Below are 17,108 nucleotides of genomic sequence, written 5' to 3'. Positions count from 1 at the left end.
GTCTAACTCTTTCTCTCCTGATACCAGGCGAGCAAAAACAGAAACAGGATAATAGGCATCATCGCCCATGCTGAAAGAATGGGTTGTGTTTGCCGGGCTGTAACAACATGGGGGTTTCTTGCGGGGAAAAACACCGTACGTTCGTTCAGGCCTTCTTTGGGTTGGTTCAGGCTTTCTCCCTGTAGGGCGAGGCGAATTGGGGTTTTTAGGGCTTCGGAAGGAGCAACCCATAGGGTTTGCCCATTTGTTTTTTCAACTAGGGGTTTAAGTTTTTTATCCGTAGCTCTAAAATCTTGTGTTTCTTCAGTATCTTTTTCGGTATGGGCTGCAAAAGCAGTGTGTTTTTCATAAGTTGCTTTCCATACACCCGGAGTAGGAGCAGGAAGTGTCCCGCTTAATACGTGGTGATTATTGCGTATTAAAGGAACAGCGAATGTTTTACCATTTGGTGAAAGAACATGCGCTTCAAGGGTTTTTTCAGAGCTTAAAGTAGAATAATGAAGGGTAAGGGTATTATCGGCAAGGGTGGCCGTTAGGCGCTCTTCTTCCAGTTCGGGCTCTTTCATAAGCCAATGGGAGATCCTTTTCAGTAATTCTGCCTGGGGGCCACCCCCTTTTTCTCCACGCGACCATAGCCAGCTTTGGTCAGAAAGAAGCATGGCAATACGGCCCTTCTCAACCCGGTTCAAAACTAAAAGAGGGTGCTTGTCTGCATCCTCCATCAAGACTTCTCCTTGGGCATTTCCAGCGAGAATTCTATACCATGGCCCCCATTGGGGTTTGTTGGTGGTAAGTGTATTGGCCCCGGGAAGATCTTTGGTGACAGGGTGTAATAAACCTGTAGGGGTTAGTTGGGGTTGGAAGGCTCTTACGAGCACACTGCCCTGCATAGGGACATGGGCGGGCATGATTTCAGAAAGGGAAGTATCCTGTAAGCTCCATTCCGTTACAAATTCAGGCCCCGCGGTAAGAAAAAGCCCCCCACCTTGTTTAACGTAGCGGGTAATATTTTCAAGATACTGAGCGGGCAAGATGGATCGGTTTTCAAAACCATCCAGAATAATCAGGTCAAAACTGTTAATTTTTTGTTGGAATAATTCATGGACAGGAAACGCAATTAGGGCTAGGTCTGAAAGGGGGGTGTCATCGTCCTTTTCAGGGGGGCGTAAAATAGTAAAGTGGATAAGCTCTACAGAGGGGTCAGCCTTAAGCAGCCACCGCCAAACCCGTTCGCCCTGATTAGGGGTTCCTGAAACTAAAAGCACACGGAGACGATCGCGAATAGCTGTAATATTGACAACGGCTTGATTGTTGCTTGTAGCAATTTCACCGGGGAGGGGGGGAGTGGAAAAGCTTATCAGCAAAGGGCCTGGTTGTGTTATGGGAATATCGATATCAAAGGGTTCCCCTGTGCGGATAAGGCGGCTAAAGGCTGTCCCATTCGTGGGCTGGGTGGTGATTTCAGTTTGGGTTGCTTCTTGGGTGCCAAGATCGTCAACTTCCAGGCGGATATGGGCCGTTTGTCCTGTTAAAACAAAGGGGGGTGCTTGGAGAATTTTAATGCGACGGTCAATCTGGCCAGGCTTTCCAGTCAGGATGACATGGAAAGGGAGTGGATGAGTAGGTGAGCCGATTCCTCTTGAAGTGTTTGGCTGTTGTAACCAAGAAGGGAGTGTCGATGGAACATCATGTACCTGGCCATCTGTAAGAAGGACAACACCAGCGCGTTGTGCCGGGGGAATACTGGTAAAAGCTTTTTCTATTTGCTCAAAAATATGAGTGCCTGCCGCAGTGTTTGAAGAGACATCCAAATGGCGGATAAGCAGAGAGGACTGTTCGGGCTTTATGGTTTCGCTTAGGGTTTGGGCTGCCGTGCTTCGCTGATCAAGCGTCATAGAGGAAGAATGATCTCTTACGACAAGTACGGTTTCAGGTAGGGAGTGCCATGTTTCTTGGAGTTTTTGGGGGTTGAGCAACCATAGAAGGATAATCGCCATGCCTACAAAGCGTAAAAAGGTTCCTCTTTTTTTTGTTAATACCCCCCATAGGGTAAGCAGTAGAATGCAGAGTGCAAGGGCTATGATACTCCATAAGGGAGTAAGAGGGGCGACCATCAATGAGCCATGCAAGAGGTTATCTGGCGTCATTATTAAGCCTTTTTAAAAGTTCTGGAACATGGCTTTGGTCAGCTTTGTAGTTTCCGGTTAGGGAATAGATCACCAGATTAACCCCAAAACGAAAAGCCTGTCGGCGCTGGATTTCTCCGCCCGGTAAAACCGAGAAAGGTTTTTCTCCTTCTGGAGTTATAGCCCAGGCCTGTGCCCAGCTATTTGCCCCGATAATAATGGGGCTTACGCCATCATTGCCTGCATTCTCATCATGGGCAACCCATAAGGGCGCTCCAGTATAACGCCCTGGAAAATTATGCAAGAGGTAAAAAGTATGGGCCAGGACATGGTTTGGGGTGAGCTTGGTCAGGGTTGGAATATTAAGCCCTTCTGTAGCGTTTTTAAGGGTTGCTGTGGTATGGGGAACGAAATTAATAAAAATGCTGGAAGAAGTGGTCTCAGCTTGCTCGGCATCTGTCCCCATTGTATCAATAAGGATAATCCCGCCATGGCTTATAAAGCGGTTGAGGGCGGCAATACGGGCGGGGTTGGTTTTAGCCTGAGGGGTAATCGGCCAATATAAAAGGGGATAAAAGGCCAGATCATCCTTTTCAGGGACGACACCGTCAGGATGGCCAAGGGTGGCTGACGTTCTGCTGTTTACGTAATGAGATAATCCAATCAGACCCTGCTCTGAGGTCGTATCTGTTTCGGGGTCCCCGGTAAGGAGATAAGCCAGCCGTGTCTCCAGGGCAGCAGGGGGTACGGGTAAGGGAGTGGCTGCCAGGGTGGAGGAGAGGGGAAGGATTATTGCCAGAAACAGAGAAAAAATCCCCAACGTTTTGGCGTGTTTTTTTGGGGAAAAGGGTACAAAAAGCCTAATGAAGCCGTCGATGAGCAGAAGAACTCCCCCTAGTATGATCAGCCATGAGGCATAAGATGTTGATGCTTTCGAGGTGGTTATTCGCATAGCTTGGCCCATGAGGGATTCTTTTTCGAGATGTTTAAGGGTATCACCAATATTAAGCTTTTTTTGTACTGCAGCTGAGCCGTATATTCCAGCAGGATGAAGGTATGAAACAGGGGTTTGGCCAAATTGGTTTTCGGCAAGGGCCAGAGCAAAGGCCGGAGGAGTGATCAAATTAGCGTTTTCATCAAGAATGGAAAGGGGAGGCAGGATGGCGTTTCCATGGCTTTGTTGTAAAACGCCGTTGGCAAGCCCTACGAGTCGCTGGAGCATGGAAACAAAAACACCCGAAAGCGGCAAGTTAGACCACCCCGGTGTGGCAGGGAGATGGAAAAATACCATTTGGCCTTGGCCTAACGTGGTATGGGTTACGAGGGGTGTACCATCTTCTAGTTGGGCCCAGATATGGGCAGTAAGAGAAGAGGAAGGCTCAGCTAAGATCTGCCGGGAAACGGTGATATCTGTCGGGATAGGTAACCCTGCAAAAGGGGAATGTGGGTTAAAAGCTGCCAGTTTTTGGGGTTTCCCCCACGACATGCCACTGCCAAGCTGTCTGCTGCCTGAAATAAGTGGAACCGGAAGTAAGGTGGTCTCAGGGTTATGCGCACCTGGTGAGAGCTGAGAGTCTCCCAGAATGTTTTGTTCAGCATTGGCGGTCAGGCCTTCTCCCCCAAAGCGGATTAGCATCCCGCCATTTTTAACCCATTGGGCCAGTTGTGTACGTGTCTCAGCAGAATTAAGGCTACCATCTGGAGCAATAATGACGGAGAGTTTTTGGTTTAAGAGCTGGGTTAAGTTGCCTGTATGAAGATCTGCGTAGGGGAGGAGGGCCTTTTGCACATAATATAAGGAACCCACGAAAGGCGTTTGGCTGGCATGTTCACCCAATAATCCTACGGGATGGTAAAAATCTGCCCTGTTGAGCAAAAGGGTAGAAGAAGGGGTAGGAGTATTATCAAGGCTAATTTTTTCGATTTGCCGCAAAATGGGAGGTGGAAGGTCAATATGGATTTCTTCTGTCGATTGCCCAGGGGGGATGATAACGGTTTTGGTGGTAAAGTTATGGGCGTTTGCTCCTTGAAAGCTTATTGAAAAATGACGGGGAAATGCTGCAGCAATAACAGAAAGGCCAATTCTTCCGGTTGTAAAAAAATCTTTTTCATTTTGGGGAAAATACAGCAAAAATGGAGAAGCAGGCTCCAAAACAGTGTTGTCTAAGCGTATGTCATGGATGGTGGAAAAGAGATGAAGTTTTTCTTTAAAAATTTTGTCATCAGCTGATTGAAGTCCATCGGCCAGATAGAAAACCTCTAGATCAGGATAGTGGGCATGAATTTTTTCCAGGGCTTCGGCGGCCATTTTGCGTTCGGTGGGCCAGGGCTCTGGGTGGAGAAGATTGAGGATAGGCTGGCTTTCGGGAATAGTTTGGGGGGTAGCAATATTCAGCAGGGTATTCCCCTCTGTGGGCGCTGTGGCAAGGAGAAGGATTTTTTGCTGCTCTGCAAGCCCCTTATTGAGTAAGGTATTGAGGGTTTCCTTGCGTTTTTGCCAATCGTGAATACTGGCCCACCCATTATCTATAACAATAAGGGCCGTTTTGTGAAAAGCAAATTCCTTATTGTTTTGATGAAAAACAACAGGTTCTGCAAAGCCAAGAACAAGGAGGGTTACAGCAATGCAGCGTAAAAATAGTCGCCATAAGGAGGATTTATAAGGGGTTTGCTGAGAAAGGGGCAGCAAACGCACCAACATAATCGCAGGAAAAATTTGTTTTCTGGCGGCTGGTGGGCGTATGTAAAGCAAATACCATATTATGGGTAAAATAGCCAAACCCATCAGGAGAAGAGGTTTGAGAAAAGTCACAGGTTTCTTTTCTCCAAGCTGCTGTCTACAAGCCGAAAGATGTGTTGCAAAGGTTGCATAAGGGGTTGAGAGGTCAGGAAAGACCAATAATGAATGTGGTTATTTTGACATAATTCCGCCAGTTGGACACTATGATGTTTAAAGTTATTTTGATAATTTTGGGCAACGCTTAGGGCATTTGGAACAAGATGGGAGGGTTCATTTTCTGTTCCTTCAAAGAGAATTCGTCCTTCATAGGAAAATTGGGCTTCCTGGGGGTCGTTCACTTGAAAAAAGAAGGTTCGGGTAGATTGCAAGGCAAGGGTTTTCAGTAAAGGGGCTATAGAGGATAGGGTAAATAGACCATCGCTGAATAAGGCGAGATGACAATGAGGGGGAAGGAATTCTGATTTTGGCAGGGGAGACGGCGGCGTTTCCTGGCTGTGGCTTAAGAGGTGGAAGAAAAAATCACAAAGAGCGGGGAAGCGTGCAGTGCTATTAAAAAAAATCTGCTCCCCAGTATAAGGGTTTATTACAAGAAGGCGCTCTTGGTTATCAAGGGCGCAATAGGCTAGGGCTAAGGCTTGGGTAAGGGCGTAGTGAAGCTTTGTGAAGGGGCTCCCTTCTGAGCCCCACGCCATAGAAGATGAAAAATCCACCCATAGGCAAAGTGTTTGTACAGTAAGACGCTCAGTCTCGCGGATGAAAATATTCTGGCTGCGGGCAGATTGTCGCCAATCGACCCGGGAGAGGGATTCTCCGGGAAATAATTTACGGAATTGCCAAAATTCCTCTCCTTCCCCTTTTCTTTTACGCCCATGTTGCCCCCATAGGAGGGTTTGAGCGGCCTGGTAGGCTGAAAGCCGTATGGCAGGAAATTTTGCGGCGAGATCATAGGCCTGCTGCAAGGAGAAGGAAGAAGACGCGTTCATTCTAGCTCGGGATATTTTCGTTCTTGCCAGTATTGGAGGAGAAGGATTTTACTGAAGGATCGTTTCTACGAGGTGGCCTATAATATCCTCCAATTGTATTCCTTCCGTGCGGGCTGAAAAGTGAAGGGCCATTCTATGGCGTAAAATAGGGATAGCAAGGGCTGCCACATCATCCAGGCTTGGTGCAAGGCGCCCATCGAGCAGGGCTCGGGCCCGTGTGGCCAACATAAAGGCCTGTGTGGCACGTGGGCCTGGCCCCCAGGCGAGGTATTTTTTACTTTTTTCGTCTGTGCTTGTTTCTGGCCTAGCCATGCGGACCAGTTTCAATATGGCATTTACAATTTTTTCCCCTACGGGCAAGCTCCGAATAACCGTTTGGATTAAAAGCAGTTCATGGGCTGTAAAACATTCCTGAGGGGGCTTGAGCTGGCTGGAGGTAGTGGCCAAAATCATGGCTTTTTCTGCCTGTTCATCAGGGTAATAAAGGTTAACCTGAAGGAGGAAACGATCAAGCTGGGCTTCGGGCAGTGGGTAGGTTCCTTCCTGCTCAAGAGGGTTTTGTGTGGCCATAACATGAAAGGGATGAGGTAGGGGGTGGGGGGCCCCAGCAATGGTTACTGTTTGTTCTTGCATGGCTTGCAACAGGGCTGATTGGGTTCGGGGGCTGGCTCTATTAATTTCATCGGCCAAAAGAAGCTGGCAAAAAACAGGCCCCTTTACAAATCGAAAGCTGCGCTGCCCTGTCGGGGATTCATCAAGAATTTCACTTCCGGTAATATCTGAAGGCATAAGGTCGGGTGTAAATTGAATCCGTTTGGAGGAAAGCCCCATAACCTTGCTGAGAGTTTCGATTAAATAAGTTTTGCCAAGTCCTGGTACTCCTACAAGCAGACAGTGCCCACCAGATAACATCGTGGTGAGCACTTGTTCAATGACGATATCCTGCCCAAATATATGAGAGGAGAGTTCTTGGTGGATCTTTACCAGTTTACTGCTGAGCTGATCAGCATAAAAAAGTACTTCCTGCTCTGACAGGGTGGGTTTTTGGAATGCTGGGGAAGGAAGCTCTGGATTTTGGGTCATGATCAATATGGAACTTTAAACTCGGAAGAGAACACAAAACTTGGCATACGAAATAGTGATCGTTTATACTAACATAGTATTGAGTTGTACAGAAATACAAGGCAGGAGAGCAAGCTATGACAGAAAAGGAAATGAAAAGTCTGTATTTTTCCTTTTCATCCTGCACGGAAAAGAAACACCCCCTAAAAGGGAAAGAGTGCCTTCCTTCTAAACAGAAAAATTCAAGTCCGGTGATACCGGCAGAAAAGGAAAAGGCAATTTTACAGGCCTCGCGTGCTGTACAGGCCAGTTGCTTGAAGACTGAAGAAGCATTTGGCTTGCCGCCTGAAAAGCCAGAAAAAAAAGCGAATGGCCAATGTAGGCTTGTTTTACCTTTTTCTATTAAACGGGATGGAAATTGGTATTATAAAGGCAAGCTTATTAAGCGTAAACATATGGTATGTCTTTTTTCCTCGCTCATAGAACGTGATGAAGAAGGGGACTATTGGTTGGAAACCCCAACAGAGAAAGGCATTGTTGTGGTTGAGGATGTGCCTTTTGTGGTGACCAATGTTTATTGGACAGGCTACGGACGTAATCAGACTGTTTCATTGCGCACCAATATAGATCAGATGATTTGTGTGGGGCCTGACCATCCTTTAATCATGCGCAGTCTGGCAAAAGATATTACCATTTGTGGGGAGGAAATGCCCTATTTATTTATTCGTAAAGGTATGGGAAAGTGGCCTATTGAGGCCCGTATCAGCCGGCTAGCTTATTATGAATTACTCGCCCTTTCAGTTCCAGGCTGTTATAGGGGGGAGAAATATATGGGGATATGGAGCCAGAATATGTTTTTTCCCTTAACGTCTGAAGACTCTATTAAAGAGTGATGGTGCCCGATAGTGGCATGACTTTCGAGAATGCACCCCCCCTTATAAACCTGTCTGAATGTTTGCAGGCTCAGATGGGCAGTCTGGAAATCTTATGGTGTGTTATTCCCCAACTGCGTTTGGTTGGCGGGGTTGTTAGGGATATATTGGCGGGGGAAGAGGTACATGATATTGATTTGGCCGCTCCTTTTTCACCACAGAGAGTACAAGCCCTTCTAGAAGCCCAAAATATTAAAGTGGTGTTAACAGGCCTAAAACATGGAACCGTTACAGCAGTTATGGATAAGGGCCAGTCTTTTGAAATTACGACCTTGCGTCAAGATATCAAAACCGACGGCCGCCATGCTGAGGTCATCTGGACTGAAGATTGGCAGGAAGATGCCAAAAGGCGTGATTTTACCATTAATGCCATGTCCTGCAATAGAGAAGGCAGAGTGTATGATTATTTTCATGGTTTTGAAGATTTAAAAAACCGTAAAGTTCGTTTTGTTGGGTGTGCTGCTCGGCGTATTCAGGAAGATGCTCTACGGATTTTACGGTTTTTTCGTTTTCAGGCCCGTTTTGGAGCAGGCCACCCCGATTCCCAAGCGTTAGAGGCTATTGCGGGGACTCTGCCTTTGCTTGCACAACTTTCAGTTGAGCGGATATGGTCAGAATTGGGTCGAATTTTATCAGGGCCAAATCGATATGAAATTCTGGTTTGGATGATGAGGACAGGGGTATTACCTTATCTGCTTGAGGGGCAGCAGCATGTCTCGTCAGAACAAGACCTGCAGAAAAAATATCCTATCAACCAGATTGGTATTTTAGATAATCTCTTCCAGCAGATTGAAGTGACTAAACCATCCTATCATACTTTTTTTTATGGGTATGAGAACACTCCACGAGATCCGTTACTTGCCCTTTCCATTCTTGTTCAGAATAAGGAGATTCATAATAAGGAGAGAGAACGCTTTACAAGGTCTCTGCATTTGTCGGGAGCGGAAGAAAAAAAGCTTGCGTTTTTACAACAAGATCAATTTGGTATTTTTATTAAAGGTTTAGGGGGGCGCTTGGTGCACGTTATCCCTCCTCTATCTTCTTATTCCATAGCTCAATTGTTATCTGAAGTAGAACATGGTCCCTTATTTTTGTTTAGTTGGAAAGTGCAAAGTTCTCTTTTCCTTCTTCGTGATGATAAGGCCCATTTAAGAGCTCTGGAAAAGGAAGGTATTCTTTCTCCCGAACTGCTGGAGGTGATTTTTTCAGGACAGTGTGACTATTATAATTTTTTATGGGAAAAATTACGGATCCAGATTGGGGAAACCTTACGCCCGCAATTTCCTTTGCGGGGGAGAGACCTCATGGCCATAGGTCTACAGGCTGGCCGAAATATTGGCTTTTACCTTGCTCGAATACGGGCCTGGTGGCTTGCTCATGGCTGTCAGCCTGGTAAAAATGACTGTCTTGAAGAGCTTAGGAAGTGGCTTTAAATTTAAAAAAATAGTCTAGTATTCTTCCTGTGGGTGCTCGTTTTGAGTACCTTTCGGTTGTATTGGGTTTGCCTAAAAACCTCCTCGCTGCTACAAGTTGTTCTATGAATGTCGTTCTTCCAGAAGAGTCGGTGAGGCTAGCTGAAGTCAGCCAGAATGGCTTTTCGACCCCTGTTTCTAAAAAACGCTTTGCACGGCGGAAAAAAAGCAAACGTCCGCTCTCTTCAGACGATACGCGCGTTCTTATGCGCCGTTTATGGTATGAAGAAGTGAAGACATATTGGGGGCAGATTGCCCTTATTGTGGTACTCACCCTTCTGATGGCTGGGCTTACAGCGCTTTATCCGCTGGTTATTCAGCGGGCCTTAGATATGTTTTCTGATCATGACCCGCGTATTCTTTATCAGGTTCCACTTCTGGTTGTATTAATTACGGCATCGAAGGCAGCGTCCCAATATGGGCAAACCCTTAGCGTTCAAAAATTGGTGCTTATTGTTATCCGTAACCTTCAGGGTAAAATGTTTTCGCGCCTGATCCATGCCGATATTGCTCAGCTTGAACGAGAAGCCCCTGCCCAATTGGCAGCCCGTTTTACCAGCGATGTTATTTCTATTCGTGATTCCATGATCCGTATGGTGAATTCTGTAGGGGATACGGTTACCGTTATTGGGCTTGTTGTGTCCATGTTTTATATGGATTGGGAACTCAGCCTTATCGCTGCTTTGTTGTATCCTTTGGCTGCTTTGCCTATCCAACGTTTGGGCCGAAGGATTAGGCGTGCTTCAGGTGGGATGCAAGAGCAAACCGGTCGTACAGCCGCATTGCTCAATGAGAGTTTTGCCCAGGCCCGTATAGTGAAGGTTTATAGCCTTGAGGGGGAGGAAGAGAAGCGGGCGGAACACTCCTTTAATATGTTATATAGTGCTCTTTTAAAAATTACTCGTGGCAGAGCACGCCTAGACCCGGTTATGGAAGTGCTGGGGGGAAGTGCGGTGGCAGCTGTATTGGGATTTGCTGGCTGGCGTGCCGCTATGGGGGGGGCAACCTTAGGGGACTTTTCGGGGTTCGTTGCAGCTCTTCTTTTGGCAGCGCGGCCGTTACGGGCATTAGGTTCGTTAAATGCCGCTATGCAGGAGGGGTTAGCGGGTCTTGCACGGGTTTTTGAAGTCATTGATGAAAAACCCACTATTACAGAAAAGGAGCATGCAATCTCTCTTCCCGCTGGGCAGGGGCATATTAGCTTTAGAGATGTGAGTTTCTCCTATCCAGGTGGGAAATCGGGCCTCCGAGGGGTTACGTTTGAGATAAAGCCAGGGTTAACAGTTGCCCTTGTCGGGGCTTCTGGCTCTGGTAAGTCAACAGCCTTATCTTTGATCCCGCGGCTCTACGATGTTTCTGGGGGGCAGATCCTTCTGGAGGGGAAAGATTTAAGAGAGATACGGATAGCCGATTTAAGGTCAGCTCTCGCCTATGTTACTCAAGAACCACTTTTGTTTGACCTTTCAATTGAGGAAAATATCCGTATGGGTAACCCTCATGCTACTTTGGACGATGTCCATCACGCAGCACAAATGGCAGCCGCTCATGGGTTTATTATGGCCCTTCCTGAAGGGTATGCCAGCAAGGTTGGTCCTGCGGGGCGCAAGCTTTCTGGGGGTCAACGCCAGCGTATTGCTCTTGCTCGTGCGTTACTGCGCAAGCCCAGGGTATTACTGCTTGATGAAGCCACAAGTGCCCTGGATACGGAAAGTGAGTCACTCATTCAGGAGGCTTTGGCAAAATTCCGTAAAGGGATGACCACCGTCATTGTTGCTCATAGGCTTTCTACTGTTCGGTCTGCTGATATCATCTTGGTAATGCATGATGGCAAAATTGCAGAAGCCGGTAGTCATGAGCAGCTTATGGCTAAAAATATGGCGTATGCTCGCCTTGTAAAAGCCCAAGAAATCTAAAGACCAGAGAATCTATCTATGAGGGATGCAAGAGAGAACTCCTTGGTCTTGTAAGGGCCCTAATCCTTTAAGATAGATGGTTGCAGCCGCAGGGAAAGTCGATTGCGTTGCTGCGCAAGCCCAGAGGTATTACTGCTTGATGAAGCCACAAGTGCCCTGGATACGGAAAGTGAGTCACTCATTCAGGAGACTTTGGCAAAATTCCGTAAAGGGATGACCACCGTCATTTTGAAGAGTTTTCCATATGAAAAGGCTATTGCTCAACAGCTAAAAGATATTTTAGGAAGAGCGGGCTAGTTTTTCAGGAGTGTTTCTTGTTTCTATAAATAACGGCGGGATTAGGTATCTGGATATAGGTTTACTCTGTTTTGGAACTAAAAGAGGTGGCCAATAACTTTGGTTTTTAACTTTGGCTTTATTTTGGAAGGATATCCTCACTAAAGGGCAGTGTTTTTTGCTGTATAAAGGGCATTGACAACGAACTCAATCGGACTCCTATGTCAGAAAGTGATCGTTGGCCACGGTATTTATTCCATTGTATTTATTTAGCTCCGTTGATAATAAGACACCGTAACTGGTATTCAAAAAAGGCACCCTGACCTGTTAAGAAACAGTTTTGAAAAGGCTAGAACATTACCTCCCAGGGAAATGATATATGACGGAAATACAACAGGCTTCAGTAGAGCAGGCCTCTTCTCACAAAGATAATCCGCAAGGACATCTGGACCAGGAAACTTCCCTAGATCACGCTTCCCGTGCTCCAAGAGAGACTCATAAAGGAGATTCTGCCCCATCTTCACAGAAAAAACCATTTGTAAAATGGGGGCTGATGGCCACGATTTTGATTATGGTGATAGGCTGTGGAGTTTACTGGTGGCTAACCCGTTATGACGTTTCTACCGATGATGCTTTTACTGCAGGACGGGCTGTTACCATTGCCCCACATGTGAGTGGCTATGTGGTATCACTGGAGGTGAATGATAACCAGTTTGTCCATAAGGGACAGGTGCTTTTAAGGATTGACCCGCGTGATTACCAGGCTAACTATGATAACGCCAAGGCTTTGTTGGAGCAGGCGCAGTCACAATATTTTGCCTCTCAATATTCTTTTTTGGTGGCTCAAAAAGCCTTTCCAGGCCGGCTAAAGCTTGCTCAATCTCAAGTTGAGGCAGCCAAGGCCCAGCTTTTCAAGACACAAACAGATTATAAACGCCAGCACTCCATTGCCCGTCCGGCAACAACCCAGCAAGATATTGATTACTCCAAGGCTGCGTTGGATTCGGCTAAGGCCCAGCTTATGCAGGCCGAAGCTCAAGTGATGATTGATGAACCTGTGAAGGCTAATATCGGGAATTCCCAGAGCCAGGTTTCCCAGCAGAAGGGATCGCTCAGTGCTGCTCAGGCCCAGCTGGCATTGACCAACCTTAATTTGGAATGGACAGTGGTTAGGGCTCCGCATGATGGCTGGGTTTCCAGGCGAAATGTTGAACAGGGAAGTTTTGTCAATACCGGACAGGCTCTCCTTTCCATAGTAGAGCCAGAAGTATGGGTTATCGCCAATTATAAAGAAACCCAAATTACCCATATTCGCCCCGGTCAAAAGGTGACGATTAAGGTCGATGCCTACCCATTTTTAAAGTTGGAAGGCCATGTGGATTCTCTACAATTGGGAACAGGTGCAACCTTTAGTGCTTTCCCACCAGAAAATGCTACTGGCAACTATGTTAAAATTGTTCAACGTGTACCGGTAAAAATCCTTATCGATAAAGGGCTCGACCCAAAGCTTCCATTGGCATTGGGGTTATCGGTTGTGCCTACGGTTGATACAAGCACAACACCGAAGTAAAGAGAGCAGCGTATGAGTGACTCATCATCGACTTCAGCTGCTCCCGAACAGTGGAAGCCCTCTCATAACCCTTGGCTTATTGCCGTCGTTGTGACGTTGGCTGCTTTTATGGAGGTGCTTGATACCACTATTGTGAATGTATCGCTTCCGCATATTGCAGGGAACTTGTCAACCACTTACGATGATGCAACCTGGACACTGACATCCTATTTGGCCGCTAATGGCATTGTGCTGACCATTTCAGGCTGGTTAGGCCGTGTTCTGGGCCGACGGCGCTATTTTCTTATTTGTATCCTTGCATTTTCTTTTTCCTCTTTTTTGTGTGGTATTGCTACTAGCTTACCTGAGCTGATTATTTTTCGCCTCATGCAAGGGTTTTTTGGTGGGGGTCTTCAACCTAACCAGCAATCTATTATTCTTGACACTTTTCCCCCTGCAAAGAGGGGAGCAGCTTTTGGGTTGACGGCTGTAGCAACCATTGTTGCTCCCGTGATCGGCCCGACATTGGGAGGGTGGATAACGGATAATTACTCGTGGCGGTGGATTTTCTTCATTAACGTCCCTATTGGTGTTTTAACCACATTTGCAGTTGCTGCTGTGGTTGATGATCCACCTTGGGCCAAAAAACAGAAATCCTCGGTTGATGTTATAGGACTGTCCCTTATTACGATTGGGCTGGGTTGCCTTGAGGTTATGGTTGACCGAGGGGAGGATGATGACTGGTTCGGCTCAACCTTTATTTGCTGGATGGGATTTTTGGCTGCCGTGGGGATTATAGGGGCGATAATATGGTTGTTAAAAGCCAAAAACCCTATTCTTGATCTTCGAGTATTAAAAGACCGAAATTTTGCGGTTGGTACTTTTCTTATGGGGGCCCTGGGAGCCGTGCTTTATGCATCAGCGGTTGTGGTACCGCAATTTGCCCAGCAGGTTTTAGGCTATACGGCTACTCTTTCTGGGTTGGTATTATCGCCTGGTGGGGTGCTGATTATTATTTTGATTCCTTTTGTAGGAAAATTAATGAATGTGGTGCAGACACGCTATATTATTGCCTTTGGTTTTTTTTGTATGGCCTGCTCCATGTTCTATTCTGCCCATTTGGTTCCCACTTTGGACTTTAGGCACTTAGTCTTGTATCGAATGTCTCAGTCAGGTGTTCTGGCGTTCTTGTTTGTCCCCATTTCTACAATTGCTTATCTTACCTTGCCAGCACGGCTTAATGGGGATGCGGCAGCCCTGTTTAGTATGGTACGCAATGTGCTGGGATCGCTCAGTATTTCCGGCGCCACCGCTTTAATTACGCAGCTTCGTCAGGCACGACAAGCCCACATAGTTCATTGGATGACACCTTTGCATGAGCCCTATAACCAGTATTTGGCTCAGACCGGGCAGGTGGTAAGGGATTCGGGTGTTGCTCAATCTGCACAACAAAGCACGGCTCTCAATGTACTGTTTACAGATTTTACAAAACAAGTGGCCATTTTGGCTTATAATGATGCCTTTATGATTTTTGGAATCTTGGCTTTATGCGTTGTTCCCTTTTGTTTTCTCCTCTCTCCCTATAAGGGGGGAGGAAAAGGGGGCGCTGCCCATTAAAGAAAATAAACAAGGCGCTTTAAGTTTAGGTGTTGGCAGCTGGCAGCAATAGGGGAAGATACTATAGCTTATAGCAATAACATTCCCAAATATTCTGGTGGTGTTCCTCCCTTGCAGAGCCTCAAAATGGGCTCAGTTAAGGGGATACAGGCAAATTGTGGCTTGTAGTTGTAATTGAACCCTTCCGCTGCGGTAGCCTTCTTTACTCCTCTGACAAAGAGGTTTTAAAGGGCTTATTCTATTCAACCAGGGCTTGAGGATTATTCTCAGGATGAATGGAAGGAAGGTTTCAGATCCTAGCGGGCGTATTTCTAAGTCTCTTCATAAATAGCCAGATAGAAAAACTTTAATGTAAGATAGAAAAACTTCGCGCATAAGGGCTAAAAGCCGTTATCAAGGTAAGGTAGATCTCACGTTTAAACCCGAGATTCTTGTTGGGGAGTTCAGAAAGGGGGAGCCACTGCCAGGTATCAAACTCGGGGTGCTGCCCCGTAACTGTGAGGTTAACCTCATGATTTCGCCCTGAAAACCCCAAGGCAAACCACTTTTGCTTTTGGCCTTTAAATTTCCCTCCCAACGCTTTGCCTATGAGATGGGGTGGGAGATCATAGGTAAGCCAGTCAGGATATTCTCCTAAAATTGTTAGTTGGGAGAGGCCAGTTTCTTCTTTTACTTCACGAAGAACCGCGGCTCTGGGGTCTTCACCTTCATCTATTCCACCTTGTGGGCATTGCCATATCCCTTCTGTCAAGGGGCCTCCCACACCTGGCATATCGTTACGGCGTGCAATAAAAACATGACCTTCTTTGTTAAAGATCATCCCGCCAACATTTGGCCGGTAGGGAAGTTCAGAAGGGTTTGGCAAGTTTCTCTTCCATTCTATGAATTTTGGATAAAAGGTATTGAGAGAAACTACGGCTACTTTTCTTTCTTTTCTTTTTCTGCAGGTGGGATGGGAGCAGGCTCTGTTGTATCCGGCAAGCCAGCCATAGACCTGACCACTTTTAGCCCTTGCTGAAGTTGAAAATCAGTGGTGGGCTTTGTTAAATCAAAGGTTGGCCAGTTTGCAGGAGGTTCATGGGGAATGGATTTGGCAATGGGGGGGAGGTCATTACGGGGGGAGTGAGCCGTTTTGTTTCCCCCTTCATTTTTTATGATATGGGCAAGGTCGGCTTCCCGAATGCTGAAACCTGGCTTTTCACGGGTTTCCCGCACAAGAATATCGGGGTTAATGCCTTGCCCCTGGATAGAACGGCCAGAAGGGGTATAGTATCGTGCTGTGGTTAACCGTAAGGCAGAGCCCGTATCTGGAAGAGGAATAACAGTTTGAACAGAGCCCTTCCCGAAAGATTTTTCACCCAGGATAATGGCGCGCTGGTGGTCTTGTAAGGCGCCCGCAACAATTTCACTGGCTGAGGCTGATCCCCCGTTGATCAGAACAACGATCGGCAGGCCATTGGTAATATCAGTTCCTTTAGCATCCCATCTCTGGTTATCTTTAGGGTTACGGGCCCGTGTGGAAACAATTTCACCAGCTTTGATCAAATCACTACTGACGGAAATGGCTTGATCCAAAAGGCCCCCAGGGTCATTTCTCAAGTCGAGGATAAGGCCGGCCAGCTTGGTTTTGCCAGCTTTGTCCTGGAGCTGTTCGTAGGCTTTTTTCAGGCCGGGTTCGGTTTCTTCGTTAAATTGAGACAGGCGAATATAGCCAATATTTCCATACAAGGCCGATTTGATGACCTGCATATGAATAATTTCGCGGGTGAGGGTAACGGTAATGGGTTTGGGGCTTTTTTCGCGAATGAGGGTAAGGGTAATTTGCGTGTTGGGTTTCCCCCTCATTTTTTCTACGGCTTCATTGAGGGAATAGCCATCAATATTTTTGCCGTTAATAGCAACAATATAGTCTCCAGGTTTAACACCTGCACGGGCAGCAGGGGTGCCATCAAGAGGGGAAACCACCTTGATATGGCCATCTTCTCCCTGAACCTCTAGCCCCAGGCCGCCAAACTCCCCTTTGGTTTGAATTTGCATATCCTTGTATTGTTTGGCTGTCATGTAAGAGCTATGAGGATCCAAGCCCGTGAGCATGCCATTTAAGGCATTGGTAATAAGATCCTTGTCTGGAACCTTTTCAACATAGTTTGCCCTTACAATTTCAAAGACCCTACCAAACTGGCGCAGGAGGTCGTAGGTTTCTGTATGATTGGCTGTATTGTCTTTGGTCTTGGCGTTGTCGGAAACCCCTTCTGCCAGCGCGTGGGTTGTAATATCGGGGGTAATATAGTGTATTAAGCCGGCAAGATTGGGACTGGCCAGGCTTCCAGCAAGAAAAACAGTTCCTAACAGTAAACCAGTACGAAAATTCATAAGGGTAGATCTCCTGCCATTAGCTGGCCTTTTAATCGTGTAAGCGGTGTTGTTGATAGAAAATA

The 17,108-nt window shown here is 46.7% G+C and carries 12 protein-coding genes; 6 read left to right on the top strand and 6 right to left on the bottom strand.

All coding sequences use genetic code 11. The annotated features are described in order from the left end of the window. Nucleotides 1-2: 2 nt before the first annotated feature. The 4 genes from JGUZn3_RS00110 to JGUZn3_RS00095 are packed head-to-tail and all read right to left on the bottom strand — an operon-like array spanning nucleotide 3 to nucleotide 6,932. The gene (locus JGUZn3_RS00110) at nucleotides 3-2,147 is read right to left on the bottom strand and encodes a VWA domain-containing protein (RefSeq protein WP_203413787.1); all 2,145 of its coding nucleotides are present in this window, start codon (nucleotides 2,145-2,147) and stop codon (nucleotides 3-5) included. Next, nucleotides 2,134-4,938: a DUF4159 domain-containing protein gene (locus JGUZn3_RS00105; protein WP_203413786.1), complete on the bottom strand. Its 2,805-nt coding sequence runs from the start codon at nucleotides 4,936-4,938 to the stop codon at nucleotides 2,134-2,136. Before JGUZn3_RS00105 ends, JGUZn3_RS00110 begins: the two co-directional genes overlap by 14 nt. Next, nucleotides 4,935-5,849, bottom strand: coding sequence for a DUF58 domain-containing protein (locus tag JGUZn3_RS00100; RefSeq protein ID WP_203413785.1), 915 nt, complete (start codon nucleotides 5,847-5,849; stop codon nucleotides 4,935-4,937). The genes JGUZn3_RS00105 and JGUZn3_RS00100 overlap by 4 nt, the downstream gene beginning before the upstream one ends. Nucleotides 5,850-5,897: 48 nt before the next feature. Continuing rightward, a complete protein-coding gene (locus JGUZn3_RS00095) occupies nucleotides 5,898-6,932 on the bottom strand; it encodes an AAA family ATPase (RefSeq protein WP_203413784.1) in 1,035 nt (344 codons plus the stop codon). Between the two features lie 116 nt (nucleotides 6,933-7,048). Here JGUZn3_RS00095 and JGUZn3_RS00090 point away from each other — a divergent pair, with 116 nt between their 5' ends. The 6 genes from JGUZn3_RS00090 (at nucleotide 7,049) to JGUZn3_RS00065 (ending at nucleotide 14,670) form a co-directional block, all read left to right on the top strand. After that, entirely contained in the window at nucleotides 7,049-7,804 is a 756-nt protein-coding gene (locus JGUZn3_RS00090) for a DUF1285 domain-containing protein (protein WP_238996836.1), read from the top strand. Then, nucleotides 7,804-9,276 carry a CCA tRNA nucleotidyltransferase gene (locus JGUZn3_RS00085; RefSeq protein ID WP_238996835.1) on the top strand — a complete coding sequence of 491 codons (1,473 nt, stop codon included), beginning with the start codon at nucleotides 7,804-7,806 and terminating at the stop codon, nucleotides 9,274-9,276. The genes JGUZn3_RS00090 and JGUZn3_RS00085 overlap by 1 nt, the downstream gene beginning before the upstream one ends. A gap of 245 nt (nucleotides 9,277-9,521) precedes the next feature. Continuing rightward, a complete protein-coding gene (locus tag JGUZn3_RS00080) occupies nucleotides 9,522-11,228 on the top strand; it encodes an ABC transporter ATP-binding protein (protein WP_238996972.1) in 1,707 nt (568 codons plus the stop codon). A gap of 102 nt (nucleotides 11,229-11,330) precedes the next feature. Continuing rightward, nucleotides 11,331-11,525 (top strand): hypothetical protein, encoded by a 195-nt coding sequence (locus JGUZn3_RS00075; protein WP_203413782.1) that lies wholly within the window; start codon nucleotides 11,331-11,333, stop codon nucleotides 11,523-11,525. 358 nt (nucleotides 11,526-11,883) lie between these two features. After that, nucleotides 11,884-13,074: an HlyD family secretion protein gene (locus JGUZn3_RS00070; protein ID WP_238996834.1), complete on the top strand. Its 1,191-nt coding sequence runs from the start codon at nucleotides 11,884-11,886 to the stop codon at nucleotides 13,072-13,074. A gap of 12 nt (nucleotides 13,075-13,086) precedes the next feature. After that, a complete protein-coding gene (locus tag JGUZn3_RS00065; protein WP_203413781.1) occupies nucleotides 13,087-14,670 on the top strand; it encodes a DHA2 family efflux MFS transporter permease subunit in 1,584 nt (527 codons plus the stop codon). Between the two features lie 346 nt (nucleotides 14,671-15,016). Here the strand turns inward: JGUZn3_RS00065 and JGUZn3_RS00060 are convergent, their stop codons facing one another. Next, the gene (locus JGUZn3_RS00060) at nucleotides 15,017-15,535 is read right to left on the bottom strand and encodes an RNA pyrophosphohydrolase (RefSeq protein ID WP_203413780.1); all 519 of its coding nucleotides are present in this window, start codon (nucleotides 15,533-15,535) and stop codon (nucleotides 15,017-15,019) included. A gap of 53 nt (nucleotides 15,536-15,588) precedes the next feature. After that, on the bottom strand, nucleotides 15,589-17,043 hold the full coding sequence (locus JGUZn3_RS00055; protein WP_203413779.1) for a S41 family peptidase: 1,455 nt from the start codon (nucleotides 17,041-17,043) through the stop codon (nucleotides 15,589-15,591). Nucleotides 17,044-17,108: the final 65 nt, after the last annotated feature.

The organism is Entomobacter blattae, from assembly GCF_014672835.1.
In the GTDB taxonomy this organism is placed as follows: domain Bacteria; phylum Pseudomonadota; class Alphaproteobacteria; order Acetobacterales; family Acetobacteraceae; genus Entomobacter; species Entomobacter blattae.
The sequence above is the reverse complement of the archived record's forward strand: the minus strand, read 5'-3'. Positions and strand labels throughout refer to the sequence as shown.

Excerpts from the sequence above, each read along its gene's own strand:
- JGUZn3_RS00065 (WP_203413781.1), top strand. The coding sequence starts at position 13,087 with ATGAGTGACTCATCATCGACTTCAGCTGCTCCCGAACAGTGGAAGCCC.
- JGUZn3_RS00110 (WP_203413787.1), bottom strand. The coding sequence starts at position 2,147 with ATGACGCCAGATAACCTCTTGCATGGCTCATTGATGGTCGCCCCTCTT.
- JGUZn3_RS00070 (WP_238996834.1), top strand. The coding sequence starts at position 11,884 with ATGACGGAAATACAACAGGCTTCAGTAGAGCAGGCCTCTTCTCACAAA.
- JGUZn3_RS00095 (WP_203413784.1), bottom strand. The coding sequence starts at position 6,932 with ATGACCCAAAATCCAGAGCTTCCTTCCCCAGCATTCCAAAAACCCACC.
- JGUZn3_RS00080 (WP_238996972.1), top strand. The coding sequence starts at position 9,522 with ATGCGCCGTTTATGGTATGAAGAAGTGAAGACATATTGGGGGCAGATT.
- JGUZn3_RS00100 (WP_203413785.1), bottom strand. The coding sequence starts at position 5,849 with ATGAACGCGTCTTCTTCCTTCTCCTTGCAGCAGGCCTATGATCTCGCC.
- JGUZn3_RS00085 (WP_238996835.1), top strand. The coding sequence starts at position 7,804 with ATGGTGCCCGATAGTGGCATGACTTTCGAGAATGCACCCCCCCTTATA.
- JGUZn3_RS00055 (WP_203413779.1), bottom strand. The coding sequence starts at position 17,043 with ATGAATTTTCGTACTGGTTTACTGTTAGGAACTGTTTTTCTTGCTGGA.
- JGUZn3_RS00090 (WP_238996836.1), top strand. The coding sequence starts at position 7,049 with ATGACAGAAAAGGAAATGAAAAGTCTGTATTTTTCCTTTTCATCCTGC.